This window comes from Paracoccus sp. DMF-8 (assembly GCF_029309835.1).
In the GTDB taxonomy this organism is placed as follows: domain Bacteria; phylum Pseudomonadota; class Alphaproteobacteria; order Rhodobacterales; family Rhodobacteraceae; genus Paracoccus.
Map to the genome: position 1 here is coordinate 420575 of NZ_JARJHL010000017.1, position 14924 is coordinate 435498.

Here is a 14924-nt window from a genome sequence, read left to right on the forward strand (position 1 = left end):
TGATCATCGAAGAATTGCGCCTGGAGGAACCCCTCTCGGGCGCTTTTCATGTAACCGTCCGGTCTGACCGCTATCCGTTCCATCGCCATGGCAACAGGTCGTCGACCTTGGTGATCTTGTAGTCCGGGATGCGGGCGAGGGTATCGGCGAGCCAGGCGTTTGGATCGACGGCGTTGAGCTTGGCCGTCTCGATCAGGGTGTAGGCGATTGCGGCGGCCTTGCCGCCTGCTTCCGAGCCGACGAAGAGGTAATTCTTCCGCCCGAGGGCGATGGCGCGCATGCCGCGTTCGGCGGTGTTGTTGTCCAACTCTAGGATGCCGTGGTCGAGGTAGGGGCGCAAGCGTTCCATCCGCGCCAGGGCATAGCGGATGGCGGCCGCGAGCGGGGATTTGCCCGAGATTTTGGTCAGTTGCATGGCCAGCCATCGTTCCAGATCGTCGAAGACCGGGGCAGCATGGGCCTTTCGCAGTTCGGCACGGCGGTCTGGCAGAGCGCCTCTGGCCTCCTTCTCGACGACGTAGAGTTGCGCGATCCGGCCGATGGCCTCTTCGGCGATGGGGGAGCCTTGCGAGCGGTGAATGTCTACGAACTTGCGCCGCACATGCGCCATGCAGGCGACCTCGCGGATGGCACCGGAACGGTAGAGGTCCTCGAACCCGGCATAGCCGTCGGCGTGCATCCAGCCGCGGAACCGGGCGAGATGGTCCTTGGGGTGTTGGCCTTTGCGGTCGCCCGAGAAGCGATACCAGGCGGCCGGGGGCGCATCGCCGCCCGGCGGGCGCTCATCACGGGCATAGGTCCAGAGCCGGGCGGTCTGGGTCTTGCCGGTGCCGGGAGCGAGCATGCTGACGGGCGTGTCATCGGCGAAGATCGCCTCGGCCGACAGGACATGGCGGCCGATGGCATCGGCCAGCGGTTCCAGCAGGGCGGTGCTCTTGCCAACCCAGTCGGCCAGGGTCGAGCGGTTGAGGTCGAGCCCCTCACGGTCGAAGATCTGGCTCTGGCGATAGAGGGGCAGATGGTCGGCATATTTGCTGACCAGCACATGAGCGAGCAAGCCCGGCCCCGGACGGCCGCGCTCGATGGGGCGCGAGGGCAGCGCGGCCTGGACGAAGCGTTCACAGCAGGCACAGGTCAGGCGAGGCCGCACGATCCGGTTCACGATGAACCGCCCCGGCACATATTCCAGCTCCTCCGTCACATCCTCGCCGATCCGGCGCAGACGCCCGCCGCACTCGGCACAGGCATCGGCGCCGGGTGTCAATTCCACTTCCATGCGCGGGATGTGATCCGGGATCGGGCGGCGCTTGGGTTTGTCCTTCTCCTCGATGTCGGGCAGCTTCATGCGCGCCGTCATCGCGGCGGCGGCGATCTCGCTGGTCTCGAGCGCCAATCGCAGCTGCTCGGCGGCCTCGGACGACGCCCCGAACCGGTGCGCCCGGTGCCCGGCCAACTGGTGCCGGAGCTTCTCGATCAGGATCGCCTGCGCCCTCACCTCGGCCAGAAGCCGCGCGGTGAAACTGCGCAGCTCCTCGGGGTCATCCGGCAAGGTCAAGGTCTGACTGAGCATGCCGGGAGTTTATCTTATTGGATTTCTTGTGGGAATCCTCTCCTCTCCGGAGCGGCGGATTATCCCGCAGCCAATGGCCGCCATGTCCGCTGTGGTGCCCGCCAGTCGATCCCCTCCAGCAGCATCGACAGTTGCGCGGGCGTCAGCGCCACCTTGCCTTCCTTGGCCGAGGGCCAGACGAACCGGCCTCTCTCCAGCCGCTTCATGAACAGGCAGGCCCCTTGCCCGTCCCACCAGATGATCTTCACGAGGTCACCCCGGCGGCCGCGGAAGACGAACAGATGCCCGGTAAACGGGTCCTGCTTCAGCACCGCCTCGGCCTGCGCCGCCAAGGCCGCAAAGCCCCTGCGCATGTCGGTCACCCCGGCCGCCAACCAGACCCGCGTGCTGACCGGGACCGGGATCACGCCGAAAGCCCCCGGATCAGCCGCACCAGCGCCTCGGGATCATAGCTGCCACTGATCCGCATCCGATGCCCGCCCGCCAGTTCGATCTCGATGTGGTTGTCGGCGGCGGGCGCTGCCACTGGTGCCTTCACCTCCGCGACAATCTCCACCGGCAGAAAGCGCGCCCTCCGACGACGATGCCATCGAAGCCGGGTCCGGCGCATAGCGCGGATCGCGCCGCCATTTGAAGATCAGGTTCGCATTCACCGAATAGCGCAGCGCCACCAGGCCACCGACACGCCCCGCGCAGCCGTCTGCATGCAGATCGACCGCTTCTCGTCATCCGTCCAGAGCCGCCTCGTTCGTCGCGCCACATCCGCACCTTGGTGTCCACCATCGTTAGTGGACACTATCCCGCACCAGCATCACGCGGCAGAGCGGTCAGACCGGACGGTTACCTTTTCGTTTCCCCTCCCCCACATCGCGAGCCCCATCCCATGGACCTCGTCTTCGCGCCGAGCCAGGTTGAGTCTTGGCCGATTGCCCGGCTGCGCCCGTATGCCCGCAATGCCAAGATGCATGGCGACGACCAGGTGGCGAAGATCGCCGCCAGCATGGCCAAGTTCGGCTGGACCGTGCCCTGCATGGTGGCCGGCGACGGCGAGCTGATCGCGGGCCATGGCCGGGTGCTGGCGGCCACCATGCTCGGGCTGACCGAGGTGCCGGTGATCCGGCTCAGTCATCTGGACGAGGCGGAACGCCGGGCCTACCGGATCGCCGACAACAAGCTGACGGAACTGGGCGAATGGGACGAGGCCATGCTCCGCGACGAGATCGCAGGGCTGCTGGCCGAGGATTTCGACCTGACACTCCTTGGCATCAGCGACGATGACCTCGACGCGCTGCTGCGGGATCCGGAGGCGCTGGGCGGCGATGGTCCGGTCGAGGGCGAGGACGATGTTCCGGAAATGCCGGTCACGCCGGTGTCGCTGCCGGGCGATCTCTGGCAACTGGGCGCGCACCGGCTTATCTGCGGCGACAGCACTGCGGCCGATGTGGTCGGGCGGCTGCTGGGCGATGTGCGCCCCCAACTGATGGTCACCGACCCGCCCTATGGCGTGGAGTACGATCCCTCCCGGCGCAACGCCGCGGGCGCAGCCAAGACCAAGCGCACCGGCCAGGTGCTGAACGACGACCGGGCAGACTGGCGCGAGGCATGGGCGCTGTTCCCCGGCGACGTCGCCTATGTCTGGCACGGCGCGCTGCATGCCGGGACGGTGGCAGACAGCCACGGCGGCCGCGGGTTTCGCCATCCGGTCGCAGATCATCTGGGCGAAGGACCGGCTGGTCCTCAGCCGCGGCGACTATCACTGGCAGCACGAACCCTGCTGGTATGCTGTGCGCGCCAAGGGAAAGGGTCACTGGGCCGGGGACCGCAAGCAGACCACGCTGTGGCAGATCGCCAACCGGGATCAGGATGCCGACACGGTCCACGGCACCCAGAAGCCGGTCGAGTGCATGCGCCGTCCGATCCTCAACAACTCGAGCCCGGGCGAGGCGGTCTATGAGCCTTTCATGGGATCGGGCACAACACTGATCGCGGCCGAAACCACCGGGCGGGTGTGCTTCGGCGTGGAACTGAACCCGGCCTATGTCGATGTCGCCATCGAGCGCTGGCAATCCTTCACGGGTCACGAGGCGGTGCTGGCGGAGACCGGCGAGACTTACGCCGCCCTCAAGTCCAGGAGACTGGCGGCATGAACTGCACCCTTGCCCTCCGGCACGCCGCAACCAGCCATGACGAAGTCGCCGCCCTTGCCAGCGCGGTGACCGAGTTCCAGGAGAAGATCTGCGACGCGAAGGGCTATCCCCGGATCAATGCGTTGCAACAGGATTTGCAGGCGACGCGCCAGCGCCTGGCCGTGCTGTTCGGCGAACGCCATGGCTGGCACCTGTCCAAGTCCGCCTTCTCGCCCTCGGTGCTGGCGCGGGGCGGATTGTTCAACGGGCGCGGCTATCACGTCGATCCCTGGCCGCGCGAGCTTGTCGACCACGGGTATTTCTACCGCAGGGACCGGAAGGCCGCCGCGGTGGCCGCGCATCTCTACGGTACTTTCGATGCCGCGAAGCGTCAGGACACCGAGGCCACGGCTGCGCTTCACGGGCTTCGCGTCACCTGGCCCGAGGATTTCCCGAGCTGGTATCTCCCCGGCCGAACCACGCTGATAGTCTGCACACCGCTGGCTGGACCTACGTCATGATCATGCCACCCGGCCGGATCGAACTCTGGCCCCTGGCCCGTCTCCGGCCTTACGCCCGCAACGCCAAGACCCACGATGCCGACCAGGTGGCGAAGATCGCCGCCAGCATGGCCGAGTTCGGCTGGACCGTGCCCTGCCTCGTCGCCGCGGATGGGGAGTTGATCGCGGGCCATGGTCGCGTCCTCGCCGCGGCCCAGCTGGGTCTGGCCGAGGCGCCGGTGATCGTGCTGGGTCATCTGACAGACCCGAACCTGACGGTGTCGGAATGGGCGGATCAGCATCGCTGGCTGTCGTCGCGCGGCGCGGCCGAGCCGGGGCGGTATCGCACCGCCCGTGCACCCTACCTGCGCGAGATCATGGATGCGCTCTCGCCGGGCCACCCGGCCCAGCGCATCACCTTCATGAAGGCTGCACAGGTGGGGGCCACCGAAGCGGGCAACAACTGGATCGGCTTCGTCATCCATCACGCGCCGGGGCCGATGCTGGCAGTGCTGCCGAGCCTGGAACTGGCGAAGCGCACCTCGCGCGGCCGTCTTGATCCCTTGATCGCGGACAGCCCGGCGCTGCGCGAGCGGGTGAACCCGGCCCGGTCGCGGGATGCCGGGAATTCGATGCTGTCAAAGGAATTCCCCGGCGGCATCCTGGTGCTGACCGGCGCGAATTCGGCCACCGGCCTGCGGTCGATGCCCGCGCGCTACGTCTTCCTCGACGAGGTCGACGCCTATCCGGCCTCGGCCGACGAGGAAGGCGATCCGGTCACGCTGGCGGAAGCCCGAACGACCACCTTCTCGCACCGGCGCAAGGTGTTCATGGTCTCGACGCCCACGATCCGGGGACTCAGCCGGATCGAACGGGAATTCGAGGCATCGGACCAAAGGCGCTACTTCGTGCCCTGTCCGCATTGCGGGACGATGCAGCGGCTGCAGTTCGACCGGCTGCGCTGGGCGAAGGGGAAGCCGGAAACGGCGGCCTACCATTGCGAGGGTTGCGAGAGGCCCATCGCCGAGCACCACAAGACCGAGATGCTGGCCCGCGGGGAGTGGCGGGCGACGGCGGTTTCCAGGGATCCGAAGGCCATCGGCTTCCACCTCTCGGCGCTCTATTCGCCGCTCGGCTGGAAAAGCTGGTCCGACGTTGCGCGGGAATGGCTGGCGGCCCAGGGGTCGGACGAGACGCTGCGCGTCGCGCGCAACACACTTCTGGGCGAGACATGGGTCGAAAGCGGCGACGCGCCGGAATGGCAACGGCTGGCGGATCGGCGGGAGGTGTGGAAGCCGGGCACCGTGCCTATGGCGGGGCTGTTCCTGACCGCGGGTGCCGACGTCCAGAGAGACCGCATCGAGGTCGACATCTGGGCGTGGGGCCGGGGTCTCGAGTCCTGGCTTGTCGATCACATCGTCATTCCGGGCGGGCCTGACGCCCCAGAAGCCTGGGACAAGCTGACCGCCTTGCTCGGGCGCAGTTGGCAGCATGCCAACGGCGCCTTCATGACCCCGGCGCGGCTTGGCATCGACACCGGCTACGAGGCCGCGGCGGTCTATGCCTGGTCGCGCAAGGTCGGGTTCGAGCAAGTGGCACCCCTGAAGGGCCTCGAGGGGTTCAACCGGTCGGCACCCGTCTCGGGCCCGACCTTCGTCGATGCCACCATTGGCGGCAAACGGCTGCGGCGCGGCGCGCGGCTCTGGTCTGTGGCGACCGCGACGTTCAAGGCGGAGACCTACCGGTTCCTGCGAATCGAACGGCCCTCGGACGAGGCGCGCGGCTCGGGCGCCCTCGATGCCCCCGGCACGATCCACCTTCCCGGCTGGGCCGACACCGAATGGCTGAAACAGCTGGTGGCCGAACAGCTGGTCACCATCCGCAACAAGCGCGGCTATGCCCACCAGGAATGGCAAAAGATGCGCGAGCGGAACGAGGCGCTGGACTGCCGGGTCTACGCCCGCGCCGCCGCATGGATCCTCGGCGCCGACCGATGGGACGAGGCCACGTGGCGGCGGCTGGAAGCGCACGCTGGCGTGGAAACGCGCCTGCCCACGGCCGTCGCGGCCGAAACCACAGAAGACCCGGCCCAGCCCAAGGCCGGAACCCTGACCACGCCACGCCGGAAACGGCGGGCCTACACCCCGAACTTCATGAGGGACTGATGGACCTGGAACGCATGCAGGCCCTGCTCACGGCACTGCAGGAAGCCCGCTTCGCCGGGCTGCGGAGCGTCAGCTACGACGGCAAGACCGTGACCTATGGCTCGGACGCCGAACTGGCGGCGGCAATTCGCGATCTGGAGGGGCGGATCGCTAAGGCTTCTGCCGCGCCGCGCCGTCGACGCTGGGGCACGGTCGCGACGAAGGGTCTGTGAACGATGGTCCTCGACGCCTTCCGCGCACGGCTCGGGTCCATCATCGGCGGGTTCGACGCCGCGCAGTCCCATCGGCGCATGCGCGGGTTCCGTGCCACGCGGGCGCATGTGAACACGCTGATCGCCGCTTCCGGTGAAACCATCACCGCCCGGGCGCGCTGGCTGGTACGCAACAACGGCTATGCCGCGAATGCGGTCGACGCCTTTGCAAACCACGTCGTCGGTGACGGCATCAAGCCCTCGTCGAAGATCTCCGATGCGGCCCGGAAGGAAGAGTTGCAGAAACTCTGGCTCGCCTGGACGGACGAGGCGGATGCCGAGGGTCTGACAGACTTCTTCGGCTTGCAGCGCCGGGCCGCGCGGGAGGTGTTCCTGGCGGGCGAGGTGTTCCTGCGCATCCGGACGCGGCGACCGGAGGACGGGCTGACCGTGCCGATGCAGCTGCAGATGCTGCCCTCGGAAATGCTGCCACAGGACATGACCCGCGCGCTGCCCGGCGCGGGATTGATCCGGCAGGGCATCGAATTCGACGGGATCGGACGACGTGTGGCTTACCACTTCCTGCGCCGCCATCCGGGGGACATGACAGACCCGGGGTTGGCGGGCGAGACGGTGCGCGTGCCCGCGTCCGAGGTGATCCACATCCTCGACCCGGTCGAGGCGGGCCAGCTGCGGGGCGTCTCGCGCTTCGCGGCAGCCGTGGTGAAGCTCTTCACCCTCGATCTCTACGACGACGCGGAACTCGAGCGGAAGAAGACCGCCGCGATGTTCGCGATGCTCATCACGTCGCCAGCCCCGGAAACCGCCCTCGATCCGGCCGAGGACGATCTGGAGGTGGAACCCGGCCAAGTGGTACGGCTCGATCCCGGAGAGGATGTCACGACGCCATCCACCCCGGACTCGGGGTCCACCTACGAACCCTTCCAGTACCGCACCCTCCTGCAAATCGGAGCGGCGCTGGGCGTGCCCTATGGGTATCTGACTGGCGACACCGCCAAGGGCAACTTCTCGAACACGCGGATCGCGCTGGTGGATTTCCGCCGCCGCATCTCGGCCTTCCAGCATTCGGTGATGGTCTATCAGCTCTGCCGCGCCGTCTGGACGCGCTGGATGGACATGGCCGTGCTGGCCGGGGCCATCGATCTGCCGGGCTATACGACGGAGCGGCGGCAATACCTCGCCTGCGACTGGCTCCCCACGAAATGGGACTGGATCGATCCGGCAAAGGATGCCGCGGCCGAGATCCTGCAGATCGAGGCGGGTCTGAAGTCCCGCACGCAAGCCATCGCCGAACGCGGCTACGACGCCGAGCAGGTCGACCGCGAAATCGCTGCGGAACGCAAGCGCGAGGCGGACCTCGGGCTCGACTTCCGGCGGCCGGGTTCTCCGGCGCAGGCGGCCGGTGGCAGTAGCGCGGATCAGGGCGGCGAAACGGACCCTGACAAGCAGGACCAGCGAGAGAATGACGAGGGTGAGGACCGGGAAACCCGGCCCGCGGAGGACGAATGATGCACCACACCCAGATCGCCCAGCGCGTGTTCAACACGCCCTTGATGGTCGATCCCGCCACGGCGTTGGCCTTCCTGACCGGGCTTGGTCCTCGGATCGCAGGACGGGAGATCAGTGTCGATGGTCTGGAGGTCACGGCCGAGGACCAAGCCAGCGCCACCGTTCCCGCCCGCGCCTCGCTCTTTGGCGACGACCTGACCGCCCGACAGACGCGAAACGGCGGCCAGCCCTTCGCTGTGGTGGACGGGATCGCCGTCATCGAAATCGCTGGCACGTTGGTGCATCGCGGGGCGTGGATCGGGCAATCCTCCGGCCTGACCTCCTACGAGGGAATTGCAGCGCAGCTGCAGGCGGCCGTCACCGATCCCGTCATCCGCGGCATCGCGCTCGACATCGACAGCTTCGGTGGCGAGGTGGCCGGGGCCTTTGACCTCGCCGACCGCATCCGCGCGGCGCGTCAGGTCAAGCCCGTGCAGGCCTTCGTCGCCGACCACGCCCTCTCGGCCGCCTATGCGCTGGCGTCCCAGGTCGACCGGATCATCCTGCCCCGCACCGGCGCTGTCGGCAGCATCGGCGTCGTGGCCATGCACAGCGACATGAGCGGGGCGCTGGACCAGAAAGGCATCGCCGTCACGCTTATCCATGCAGGCGCGCGCAAGGTCGATGCCAACCTGTATCAGCCGCTTCCCGAGGCCGTCCGCGCCCGGATCGCGGGCGAGTTGGAAGACCTCCGCCAGCTCTTCGCCGAAACCGTCGCCGAAGGGCGCGGACGGCGCCTCGACACCCTTCAGGCGCTAAGCACCGAGGCCGCTGTCTTCCGCGGTGAGGCGGCCGTCTTCGCCGGTCTTGCCGACGAGGTGGCCGATCCCGTCACCGCCTTCCGCGCTTTCGCCGCCGCACCCCGCGGCACAACAACCCCAAAAGGAAAGGGCCCGATGATGACCACCGCTCCCGAAGATCATGCGCAGCCTGCTGCCACCACCCCGCCGGAACCGGCCCTGCCCGCGGCAATCGCGCTGCCACAAACCACGGCGACCGCGATGTCGCCCGAAGCGATCCGCGCGGAGGCGGCGGAGGTTGCACAGGTCTGCGCACAGGCCGCGCGCCTCGGCATCCAGATTGATGCTGCCGATGCTGTGGCCAAGGGCGTGAAGCCGGAAGCGCTGCGCGCCAAGGTGCTGGCCGATCTCGCGGCCCGCAGCGATGCCGCGGCACATCGTCAACCGCCCCGGCGGCGGGCGCGAAGGAAAGCCCCATCGTCGCGGCCGCGAAGAAATCGGCCGCTGCCTCGCGCTGACAATTCTGCCCGCGCTGGGCGCCCCATCCCCAACATCCTCGGAGACTCGAACCATGCCCGTCCTGACGGAACCGCCCAGCATGGGCGATGTCCTCAAATACGAGGTCAACCCGAACTACACCCGCGAGGTGGTGACGCTGCTCGCGGGCATGCCCTATCCCGTCGGCGCGGTCCTCGGGAAAATCACGGCCAGCGGCAAGTTTACCCTGTCGCCCGCGACCGGAGCCGACGGCTCGCAGGTCGCCACGGCCGTCCTGCTCTATGCCGTTGACGCGACGCTGGCCGATGCCATCGGCATCGTGCTGGTCCGCGGCCCCGCCATCGTCTCGCGCGCCGCCCTCGCCTACGGCGCCACCGTCGATGACGGCACCAAGATCGCCGCCAAGATCACCCAGCTGGCCGCCGTCGGCATCATCGCCCGTGACGGCGTCTGATCCCCCTTATCCCCCGGAGCATCCCCATGACCCTCGTCCGCAATCCCTTCGACGCTGGCGGCTATTCGCTGGCCGAGATGACGCAGGCCATCAACATCCTGCCCAACCTCTACACGCGCCTCGCCCAGATCGGCCTCTTTCGCTTCGAAGGGGTCAGCCAACGGTCCGTCATCATCGAACAATACGAGGGCGTCCTCAGCCTGCTGCCCTCGGTCCCGCTCGGCGGCCCGGCCACAGTCGGCACCCGGGAAGGCCGGTCCATGCGGTCCTTCGCCCTGCCGTGGATCCCGCATGACGACGTGGTCCTGCCCGCCGACATCCAGGGGCAGCCAGCGCTGGGCGGCGCTTTCGATGCGGCCGATCCTCTGGTCGAGGTGATGAACCGCAAGCTGCTCCTCATGCGGCGCAAACATGCCCAGACCCGCGAATACATGGAGATGAACGCGCTCCGCGGCATCGTGAGGGACGGGGCCGGGACGACACTCTACAACTACTTTACCGAATTCGGCCTGACGCAGATCTCGGTCGACTTCGTCCTCGGCACGGCTGGCACCAACGTGCAGGGCAAGGTCCGCGAGGTGCTGCGCGCCATCGAGGACAACCTCTTGGGCGAGGCGATGACCTCGGTCCATGCGCTGGTCAGGCGCGGGCGTGCCGGTAAGGACTGAACGATAGGCAAAGGGCTGCAGCATCGCTTTTCTCAGCCTTGTTCTCTCGTAGCGAAAGTTATATCGTCTATCGACGATTAACGAAAAGTTTGGAATCACACGTGCCGCAGAGCGATCATCTTGCAGATCTGGCCAAGGCGCTGGCGCATCCCGCGCGCATTCGCATCCTTCGGCTTTTGCTGGCCACCCCCGGCTGCATCGGCGGTGACATCGTGGATGCTGTCGGGCTTGCGCAGTCCACGGTGTCCGAGCACCTGCGCATCCTCAAGGTGGCGGGGATCATCTCGGGCGAGATCGACGGCCCGCGCGTCTGCTATGCGTTGAACCCCGCTTCACTGGCTCCCCTCGCTGAGTTCATCGCCAGCCTGACACCGCCCCCCGGCGATGCCTGCTGCGTCCCCACCCGGAAGGAAACCCCATGAGCCTGTTCGAACGCTGGCCGACCCTGTGGGTCGCCCTCTGCATCCTTGCGGGTCTGGTGCTGGGCAACCTTGCGCCGGCCCTGTTCGGTGTGCTGGCCGGGCTGGAGTATGCCTCGGTCAATCTTGTCGTGGCGGTGCTGATCTGGGCGATGGTCTATCCGATGATGATCGCCATCGACTTCGGCTCGCTCAAGGATGTCGGGCGTCGGCCGAAGGGGCTGATCATCACGCTGGTGATCAACTGGCTGATCAAACCGTTCACGATGGCGGCGCTTGGGGTTCTGTTCTTCAACCACCTCTTCGCCGGACTGATCGACCCGACGAAAGCGCCCGAATACATCGCAGGGCTGATCCTGCTAGGCGCCGCGCCCTGCACTGCGATGGTGTTCGTCTGGTCGCAACTGACGAAGGGTGATCCGAACTACACGCTGGTGCAGGTCAGCGTGAACGATTTGGTCATGGTGGTGGGCTTTGCGCCGATCGTCGCCTTCCTGCTGGGTGTAACGGATATCAGCGTGCCGTGGGAAACGCTGATCCTGTCGGTGGTCCTCTACATCGTCATTCCGCTGATCGCCGGGGCGCTGACGCGGCGCGCCCTGATCGCGCGGGGGCAATCGGTTGAGGCCTTCACGGCCCGGATCAAGCCTGCCTCGGTCCTCGGCCTGCTTCTGACCGTGATCCTGCTGTTCGGCTTTCAGGGGCAGATCATCATCGCCCAACCCCTGCTGATCGCTCTGATCGCGGTGCCGATCATCATCCAGTCCTACGGCATTTTCGCGCTTGGCTATGCTCGGGCCTATGCGTGGAGGCTGCCGCACAAGGTGGCCGCCCCCTGCGCGCTGATCGGCACGTCGAACTTTTTCGAACTGGCGGTCGCGGTCGCCATCGGGCTTTTCGGCCTCAACTCGGGCGCGGCGCTCGCGACGGTGGTCGGTGTGCTGGTCGAAGTGCCGGTGATGCTGTCGCTGGTCGCCTTCGCCAACCGCACCCGTGAAAGGTTCCCGACATGAGCTTTCCCGTCGTTATCCACCACAACCCGGGCTGCGGCACCTCGCGCAATGTCCTCGGGATCATCCGCACCGCCGGATACGAGCCGGTCGTGATCGACTACCTGACCGAAGGCTGGACCCGCCCGCAGCTTTTGGCGCTGTTCGCGGCCGCCGGGATCACCCTGCGCGAGGCGCTGCGTGTGGCCCGCACGCCTGCCGAGGAACTGGGACTGACCGCCGAGAGCGTGACAGACGATCAGCTGCTGGACGCGATGGTCGCGCATCCCGTTCTGGTGAACCGCCCCATCGTCTGCACGCCCAAGGGGGTGCGCCTGTGCCGCCCGTCCGAGGTGGTGCTGGACCTGCTGGATCGCCTGCCCCCCGGCCCGCTGGCCAAGGAGGACGGGCAGCTGATCATCGACCATGAGGGAAACCGTCTTGTCTGATACTCCCAACATCGACGATGTCCTCTTCCCCGGCATCGACTGCGACAGGCTGTTCGGCGGCACTGCCTGTGTGCATCCGCCGCGCATCCTGATCCTCTACGGCTCTCTCCGCAGCCGCAGCTTTCGCGGCTTGCGGCCGAGGAAGCCGCCTCGCATCCCGACGGCGGCCTCGGGGCCGAGGTCCGGGTCTTCAACCCTTCCGGCCTGCCGCTGGTCGATGACGGCGTGGATGCAAGCCACCCCAAGGTGCGTGAACTGCGCGACCTGAGTGGCTTGGTGCGAGGGAATGGTCTGGTCCAGCCCCGAACGGCACGGCGCCATGACCGGCCTGATGAAGACGCAGATCGACTGGATCCCGCTTTCCGATGGCGCGGTGCGCCCGACGCAGGGCAAGACGCTGGCCGTCATGCAGGTCTCGGGCGGATCGCAAAGCTTCAACGCGGTCAACCAGATGCGCGTTCTTGGCCGCTGGATGCGGCTGCTGACGATCCCGAACCAGTCCTCCATCCCCAAGGCGTTCCAGGAGTTCGACGAGGCCGGGCGGATGCGCCCCTCGCCGCTTTATGATCGGATCGTCGATGTGATGGAGGAATTGGTCAAGTTCACCCTGCTGACCCGTGACCGGGCGGAATACCTCGTGGACCGCTATTCCGAACGCAAGGAAAGTGCCGAGGCACTGATGAAGCGCGTGAACCTTTCAGCCGCGACCTGAGGCGCATCGATGCTTTCAACGTCGCCTGCCAGATCATCTGACGGAGTTCAGGTCAGTGAAAGAAGCGCTGGCACCCCCACCGGCGGTTCGGCCAGGAAGGGGACCAGATACATCCGCCGCGCCAGCCCATTCCTGATCCGCGCGATCTGGGCAGCCTCGCCCATGATCCGGCGCTGAAGCAGAGGATCGGTCGTCCCCGTTCGCGCCAGCGACCGGTTCACGACCCATCCCCACGGCTCGATCCTAGCCCGCCGCAAGTCGTCCTGCAGACTTGCGGCCTCGGATACCGGCGTCGTCTCAGGCAGCGCGACGAGGATGACCTTGGTGTAATCGGGGTCCTGGAGGCGCATCAGCGGCGTCACGATCCGCCCCTGCACCGTTCCCATGTCCTGCGTCATCTGCCGGTGATAGGCGCCCGTCGCATCCAGAAGCAGCAGGGTATGCCCCGTTGGTGCGGTATCCATGACAACAAAGGCCCCGCGCGCCTCGGCCACGATGCGCGAGAAGGCGTGGAACACCGCCACCTCCTCGGTGCAGGGCGAGGCGAGGTCTTCCCGCATCAGCGCGCGGTCAGCTTCGTCCTGATCGCGGCCCTTGGTGGCCAGAACCTTCTCGACATAGCGTGCTGTCTCGACCACGGGGTCGATCCGATCCACAGTCAGGCCGTCAAGGTTGCCGTCGACCACAAGCGACACATGCGCCGCTGGATCGGTCGTCGTCGAATGGACCTTGTGGCCCCGTTTCACCAGACCCACCGCCACGGCAGCAGCGACGGTCGTCTTGCCGACGCCGCCCTTGCCCATCACCATGATCAGGCCCCGCCCCGGCTGCGCCAGTTCGTCAACCATCGCATCGAGACCTGCGCCGTCGATCCCCGCAGGCACCACCGCCGCCGCCACTGGCCGCTCGTCTTGGAAGAGCGCACGCAGGGCGGGCAGGCCCACCATGTCGAAAGACCGGAGCGGCACCTCGTCTCGTGGCAGCGCAGCAAGGTTTGCGGGCAGCGCCGCGATCACCGCCGCATGATCGCGGGCAAGTCCTTCTGCTACCGCATCGCCCTGACCGGAGGCATGGAATACACCGTTGATGACAAGCCTCTGGTTGCCCAGACCCAGTGCCCGCAGTTCGTCCGATGTTCGCGCCGCTTCGCGGACCGCACCGCGATCGGCCCGGGTGACCAGAACGATCGACGTCTGCCCCGGATCAGACAGCGTCGCCAGCGCCGCCTTGAAGCGTTCCTCCTGCATCTTCAGCCCGGAATGAGGTCCAAGGCAGGACGCCCCGCGATCATTGCCTTTAAGGAAACCCGTCCATGCCCGCGGCAGGCTCAGCAGGCGCAGTGTATGCCCCGTAGGTGCCGTGTCGAAGATGACATGGTCGAACCCCTCCACGTCGCCCGCCAGGAGGCCGACGAATTCGTCGAAAGCCGCGATCTCGATGGTGCAGGCACCCGAGAGTTGTTCGCGCACCGTGGCGCGGTCCTCATCCGTTGCCTCGGGCCCCATCTGGTCCAAGACGCGGATCCGGTAATCCTCGGCCGCCTTGTCAGGGTCAATGTTCATGGCGAACAAGCCCGGCGCATCCGGGACGGGCTTTGGCTGATCCGACAGAGCCACTCCGAGCATCTCATCCGGGTTCGAGGCCGGGTCCGTGCTGACCAGCATTACCCGCCGCCCAGCATCCGCGAGGGACAGCGCCACCGCGCAACTCAGAGAAGTCTTCCCCACCCCGCCTTTGCCAGTGAAGAAAAGGTAGCGGGTGGGATCCTGGAACGGTTCGGCTTGCGGCAATTGGATCTCCTGAAAACCGGATTATTCTACATCGATTGGGCTCATGCGGACGATGACCTGCATCAAGACCGACCGCAACCGGAC

The 14924-nt window shown here is 66.9% G+C and carries 12 protein-coding genes and 4 pseudogenes; 12 read left to right on the top strand and 4 right to left on the bottom strand.

Annotated features, from left to right (window positions below; translation table 11 throughout):
- Positions 1–70 precede the first annotated feature (70 nt).
- The 3 genes from PE067_RS20145 to PE067_RS20155 are packed head-to-tail and all read right to left on the bottom strand — an operon-like array spanning position 71 to position 2096.
- Positions 71–1570 carry an IS66 family transposase gene (locus PE067_RS20145; RefSeq protein ID WP_276191532.1) on the bottom strand — a complete coding sequence of 500 codons (1500 nt, stop codon included), beginning with the start codon at positions 1568–1570 and terminating at the stop codon, positions 71–73.
- A gap of 59 nt (positions 1571–1629) precedes the next feature.
- The gene (gene tnpB / locus PE067_RS20150) at positions 1630–1977 is read right to left on the bottom strand and encodes an IS66 family insertion sequence element accessory protein TnpB (RefSeq protein WP_276191533.1); all 348 of its coding nucleotides are present in this window, start codon (positions 1975–1977) and stop codon (positions 1630–1632) included.
- Positions 1974–2096 carry a hypothetical protein gene (locus PE067_RS20155; protein ID WP_276191534.1) on the bottom strand — a complete coding sequence of 41 codons (123 nt, stop codon included), beginning with the start codon at positions 2094–2096 and terminating at the stop codon, positions 1974–1976. The genes tnpB and PE067_RS20155 overlap by 4 nt, the downstream gene beginning before the upstream one ends.
- A 357-nt stretch (positions 2097–2453) precedes the next feature.
- Between PE067_RS20155 and PE067_RS20160 the strand changes: the two are divergent.
- The 12 genes and pseudogenes from PE067_RS20160 (at position 2454) to arsH (ending at position 13050) form a co-directional block, all read left to right on the top strand.
- Positions 2454–3717, top strand: a pseudogene (locus PE067_RS20160) (DNA methyltransferase).
- Positions 3714–4217: a hypothetical protein gene (locus PE067_RS20165; protein ID WP_276191536.1), complete on the top strand. Its 504-nt coding sequence runs from the start codon at positions 3714–3716 to the stop codon at positions 4215–4217. The pseudogene PE067_RS20160 and the gene PE067_RS20165 overlap by 4 nt, the downstream one beginning before the upstream one ends.
- A complete protein-coding gene (locus PE067_RS20170; RefSeq protein ID WP_276191537.1) occupies positions 4214–6361 on the top strand; it encodes a terminase gpA endonuclease subunit in 2148 nt (715 codons plus the stop codon). The genes PE067_RS20165 and PE067_RS20170 overlap by 4 nt, the downstream gene beginning before the upstream one ends.
- Positions 6361–6573 (top strand): hypothetical protein, encoded by a 213-nt coding sequence (locus tag PE067_RS20175; RefSeq protein ID WP_276191538.1) that lies wholly within the window; start codon positions 6361–6363, stop codon positions 6571–6573. Before PE067_RS20170 ends, PE067_RS20175 begins: the two co-directional genes overlap by 1 nt.
- 3 nt (positions 6574–6576) lie before the next feature.
- The gene (locus PE067_RS20180; protein ID WP_276191539.1) at positions 6577–8082 is read left to right on the top strand and encodes a phage portal protein; all 1506 of its coding nucleotides are present in this window, start codon (positions 6577–6579) and stop codon (positions 8080–8082) included.
- Positions 8083–8126: 44 nt separating this feature from the next.
- A pseudogene (locus tag PE067_RS20185) lies at positions 8127–8891 on the top strand (S49 family peptidase); the annotation flags it as partial.
- A gap of 541 nt (positions 8892–9432) precedes the next feature.
- Positions 9433–9813, top strand: a complete 381-nt coding sequence (locus tag PE067_RS20190) for a head decoration protein (protein WP_276191540.1) — start codon at positions 9433–9435, stop codon at positions 9811–9813.
- A gap of 26 nt (positions 9814–9839) precedes the next feature.
- A pseudogene (locus tag PE067_RS20195) lies at positions 9840–10454 on the top strand (major capsid protein); the annotation flags it as partial.
- Positions 10455–10582: 128 nt separating this feature from the next.
- Positions 10583–10903 (top strand): metalloregulator ArsR/SmtB family transcription factor, encoded by a 321-nt coding sequence (locus PE067_RS20200; RefSeq protein WP_276191541.1) that lies wholly within the window; start codon positions 10583–10585, stop codon positions 10901–10903.
- The gene (gene arsB / locus PE067_RS20205) at positions 10900–11913 is read left to right on the top strand and encodes an ACR3 family arsenite efflux transporter (RefSeq protein WP_276191542.1); all 1014 of its coding nucleotides are present in this window, start codon (positions 10900–10902) and stop codon (positions 11911–11913) included. Before PE067_RS20200 ends, arsB begins: the two co-directional genes overlap by 4 nt.
- Positions 11910–12338 carry an arsenate reductase (glutaredoxin) gene (gene arsC, locus PE067_RS20210; RefSeq protein ID WP_276191543.1) on the top strand — a complete coding sequence of 143 codons (429 nt, stop codon included), beginning with the start codon at positions 11910–11912 and terminating at the stop codon, positions 12336–12338. Before arsB ends, arsC begins: the two co-directional genes overlap by 4 nt.
- Positions 12316–13050, top strand: a pseudogene (gene arsH / locus PE067_RS20215) (arsenical resistance protein ArsH). Before arsC ends, arsH begins: the two are co-directional and overlap by 23 nt.
- A 47-nt stretch (positions 13051–13097) precedes the next feature.
- On the opposite strand, the gene arsA reads toward arsH, so the two are convergent.
- Positions 13098–14840 (bottom strand): arsenical pump-driving ATPase, encoded by a 1743-nt coding sequence (gene arsA / locus PE067_RS20220; protein ID WP_276191544.1) that lies wholly within the window; start codon positions 14838–14840, stop codon positions 13098–13100.
- Positions 14841–14924 lie beyond the last annotated feature (84 nt).

Bases quoted from the DNA above. Each gene is read 5' to 3' on its own strand.
- PE067_RS20180 (WP_276191539.1), top strand. From the start codon at position 6,577: ATGGTCCTCGACGCCTTCCGCGCACGGCTCGGGTCCATCATCGGCGGG.
- PE067_RS20175 (WP_276191538.1), top strand. From the start codon at position 6,361: ATGGACCTGGAACGCATGCAGGCCCTGCTCACGGCACTGCAGGAAGCC.
- PE067_RS20170 (WP_276191537.1), top strand. From the start codon at position 4,214: ATGATCATGCCACCCGGCCGGATCGAACTCTGGCCCCTGGCCCGTCTC.
- arsB (WP_276191542.1), top strand. From the start codon at position 10,900: ATGAGCCTGTTCGAACGCTGGCCGACCCTGTGGGTCGCCCTCTGCATC.
- PE067_RS20190 (WP_276191540.1), top strand. From the start codon at position 9,433: ATGCCCGTCCTGACGGAACCGCCCAGCATGGGCGATGTCCTCAAATAC.
- arsC (WP_276191543.1), top strand. From the start codon at position 11,910: ATGAGCTTTCCCGTCGTTATCCACCACAACCCGGGCTGCGGCACCTCG.
- PE067_RS20145 (WP_276191532.1), bottom strand. From the start codon at position 1,570: ATGCTCAGTCAGACCTTGACCTTGCCGGATGACCCCGAGGAGCTGCGC.
- PE067_RS20165 (WP_276191536.1), top strand. From the start codon at position 3,714: ATGAACTGCACCCTTGCCCTCCGGCACGCCGCAACCAGCCATGACGAA.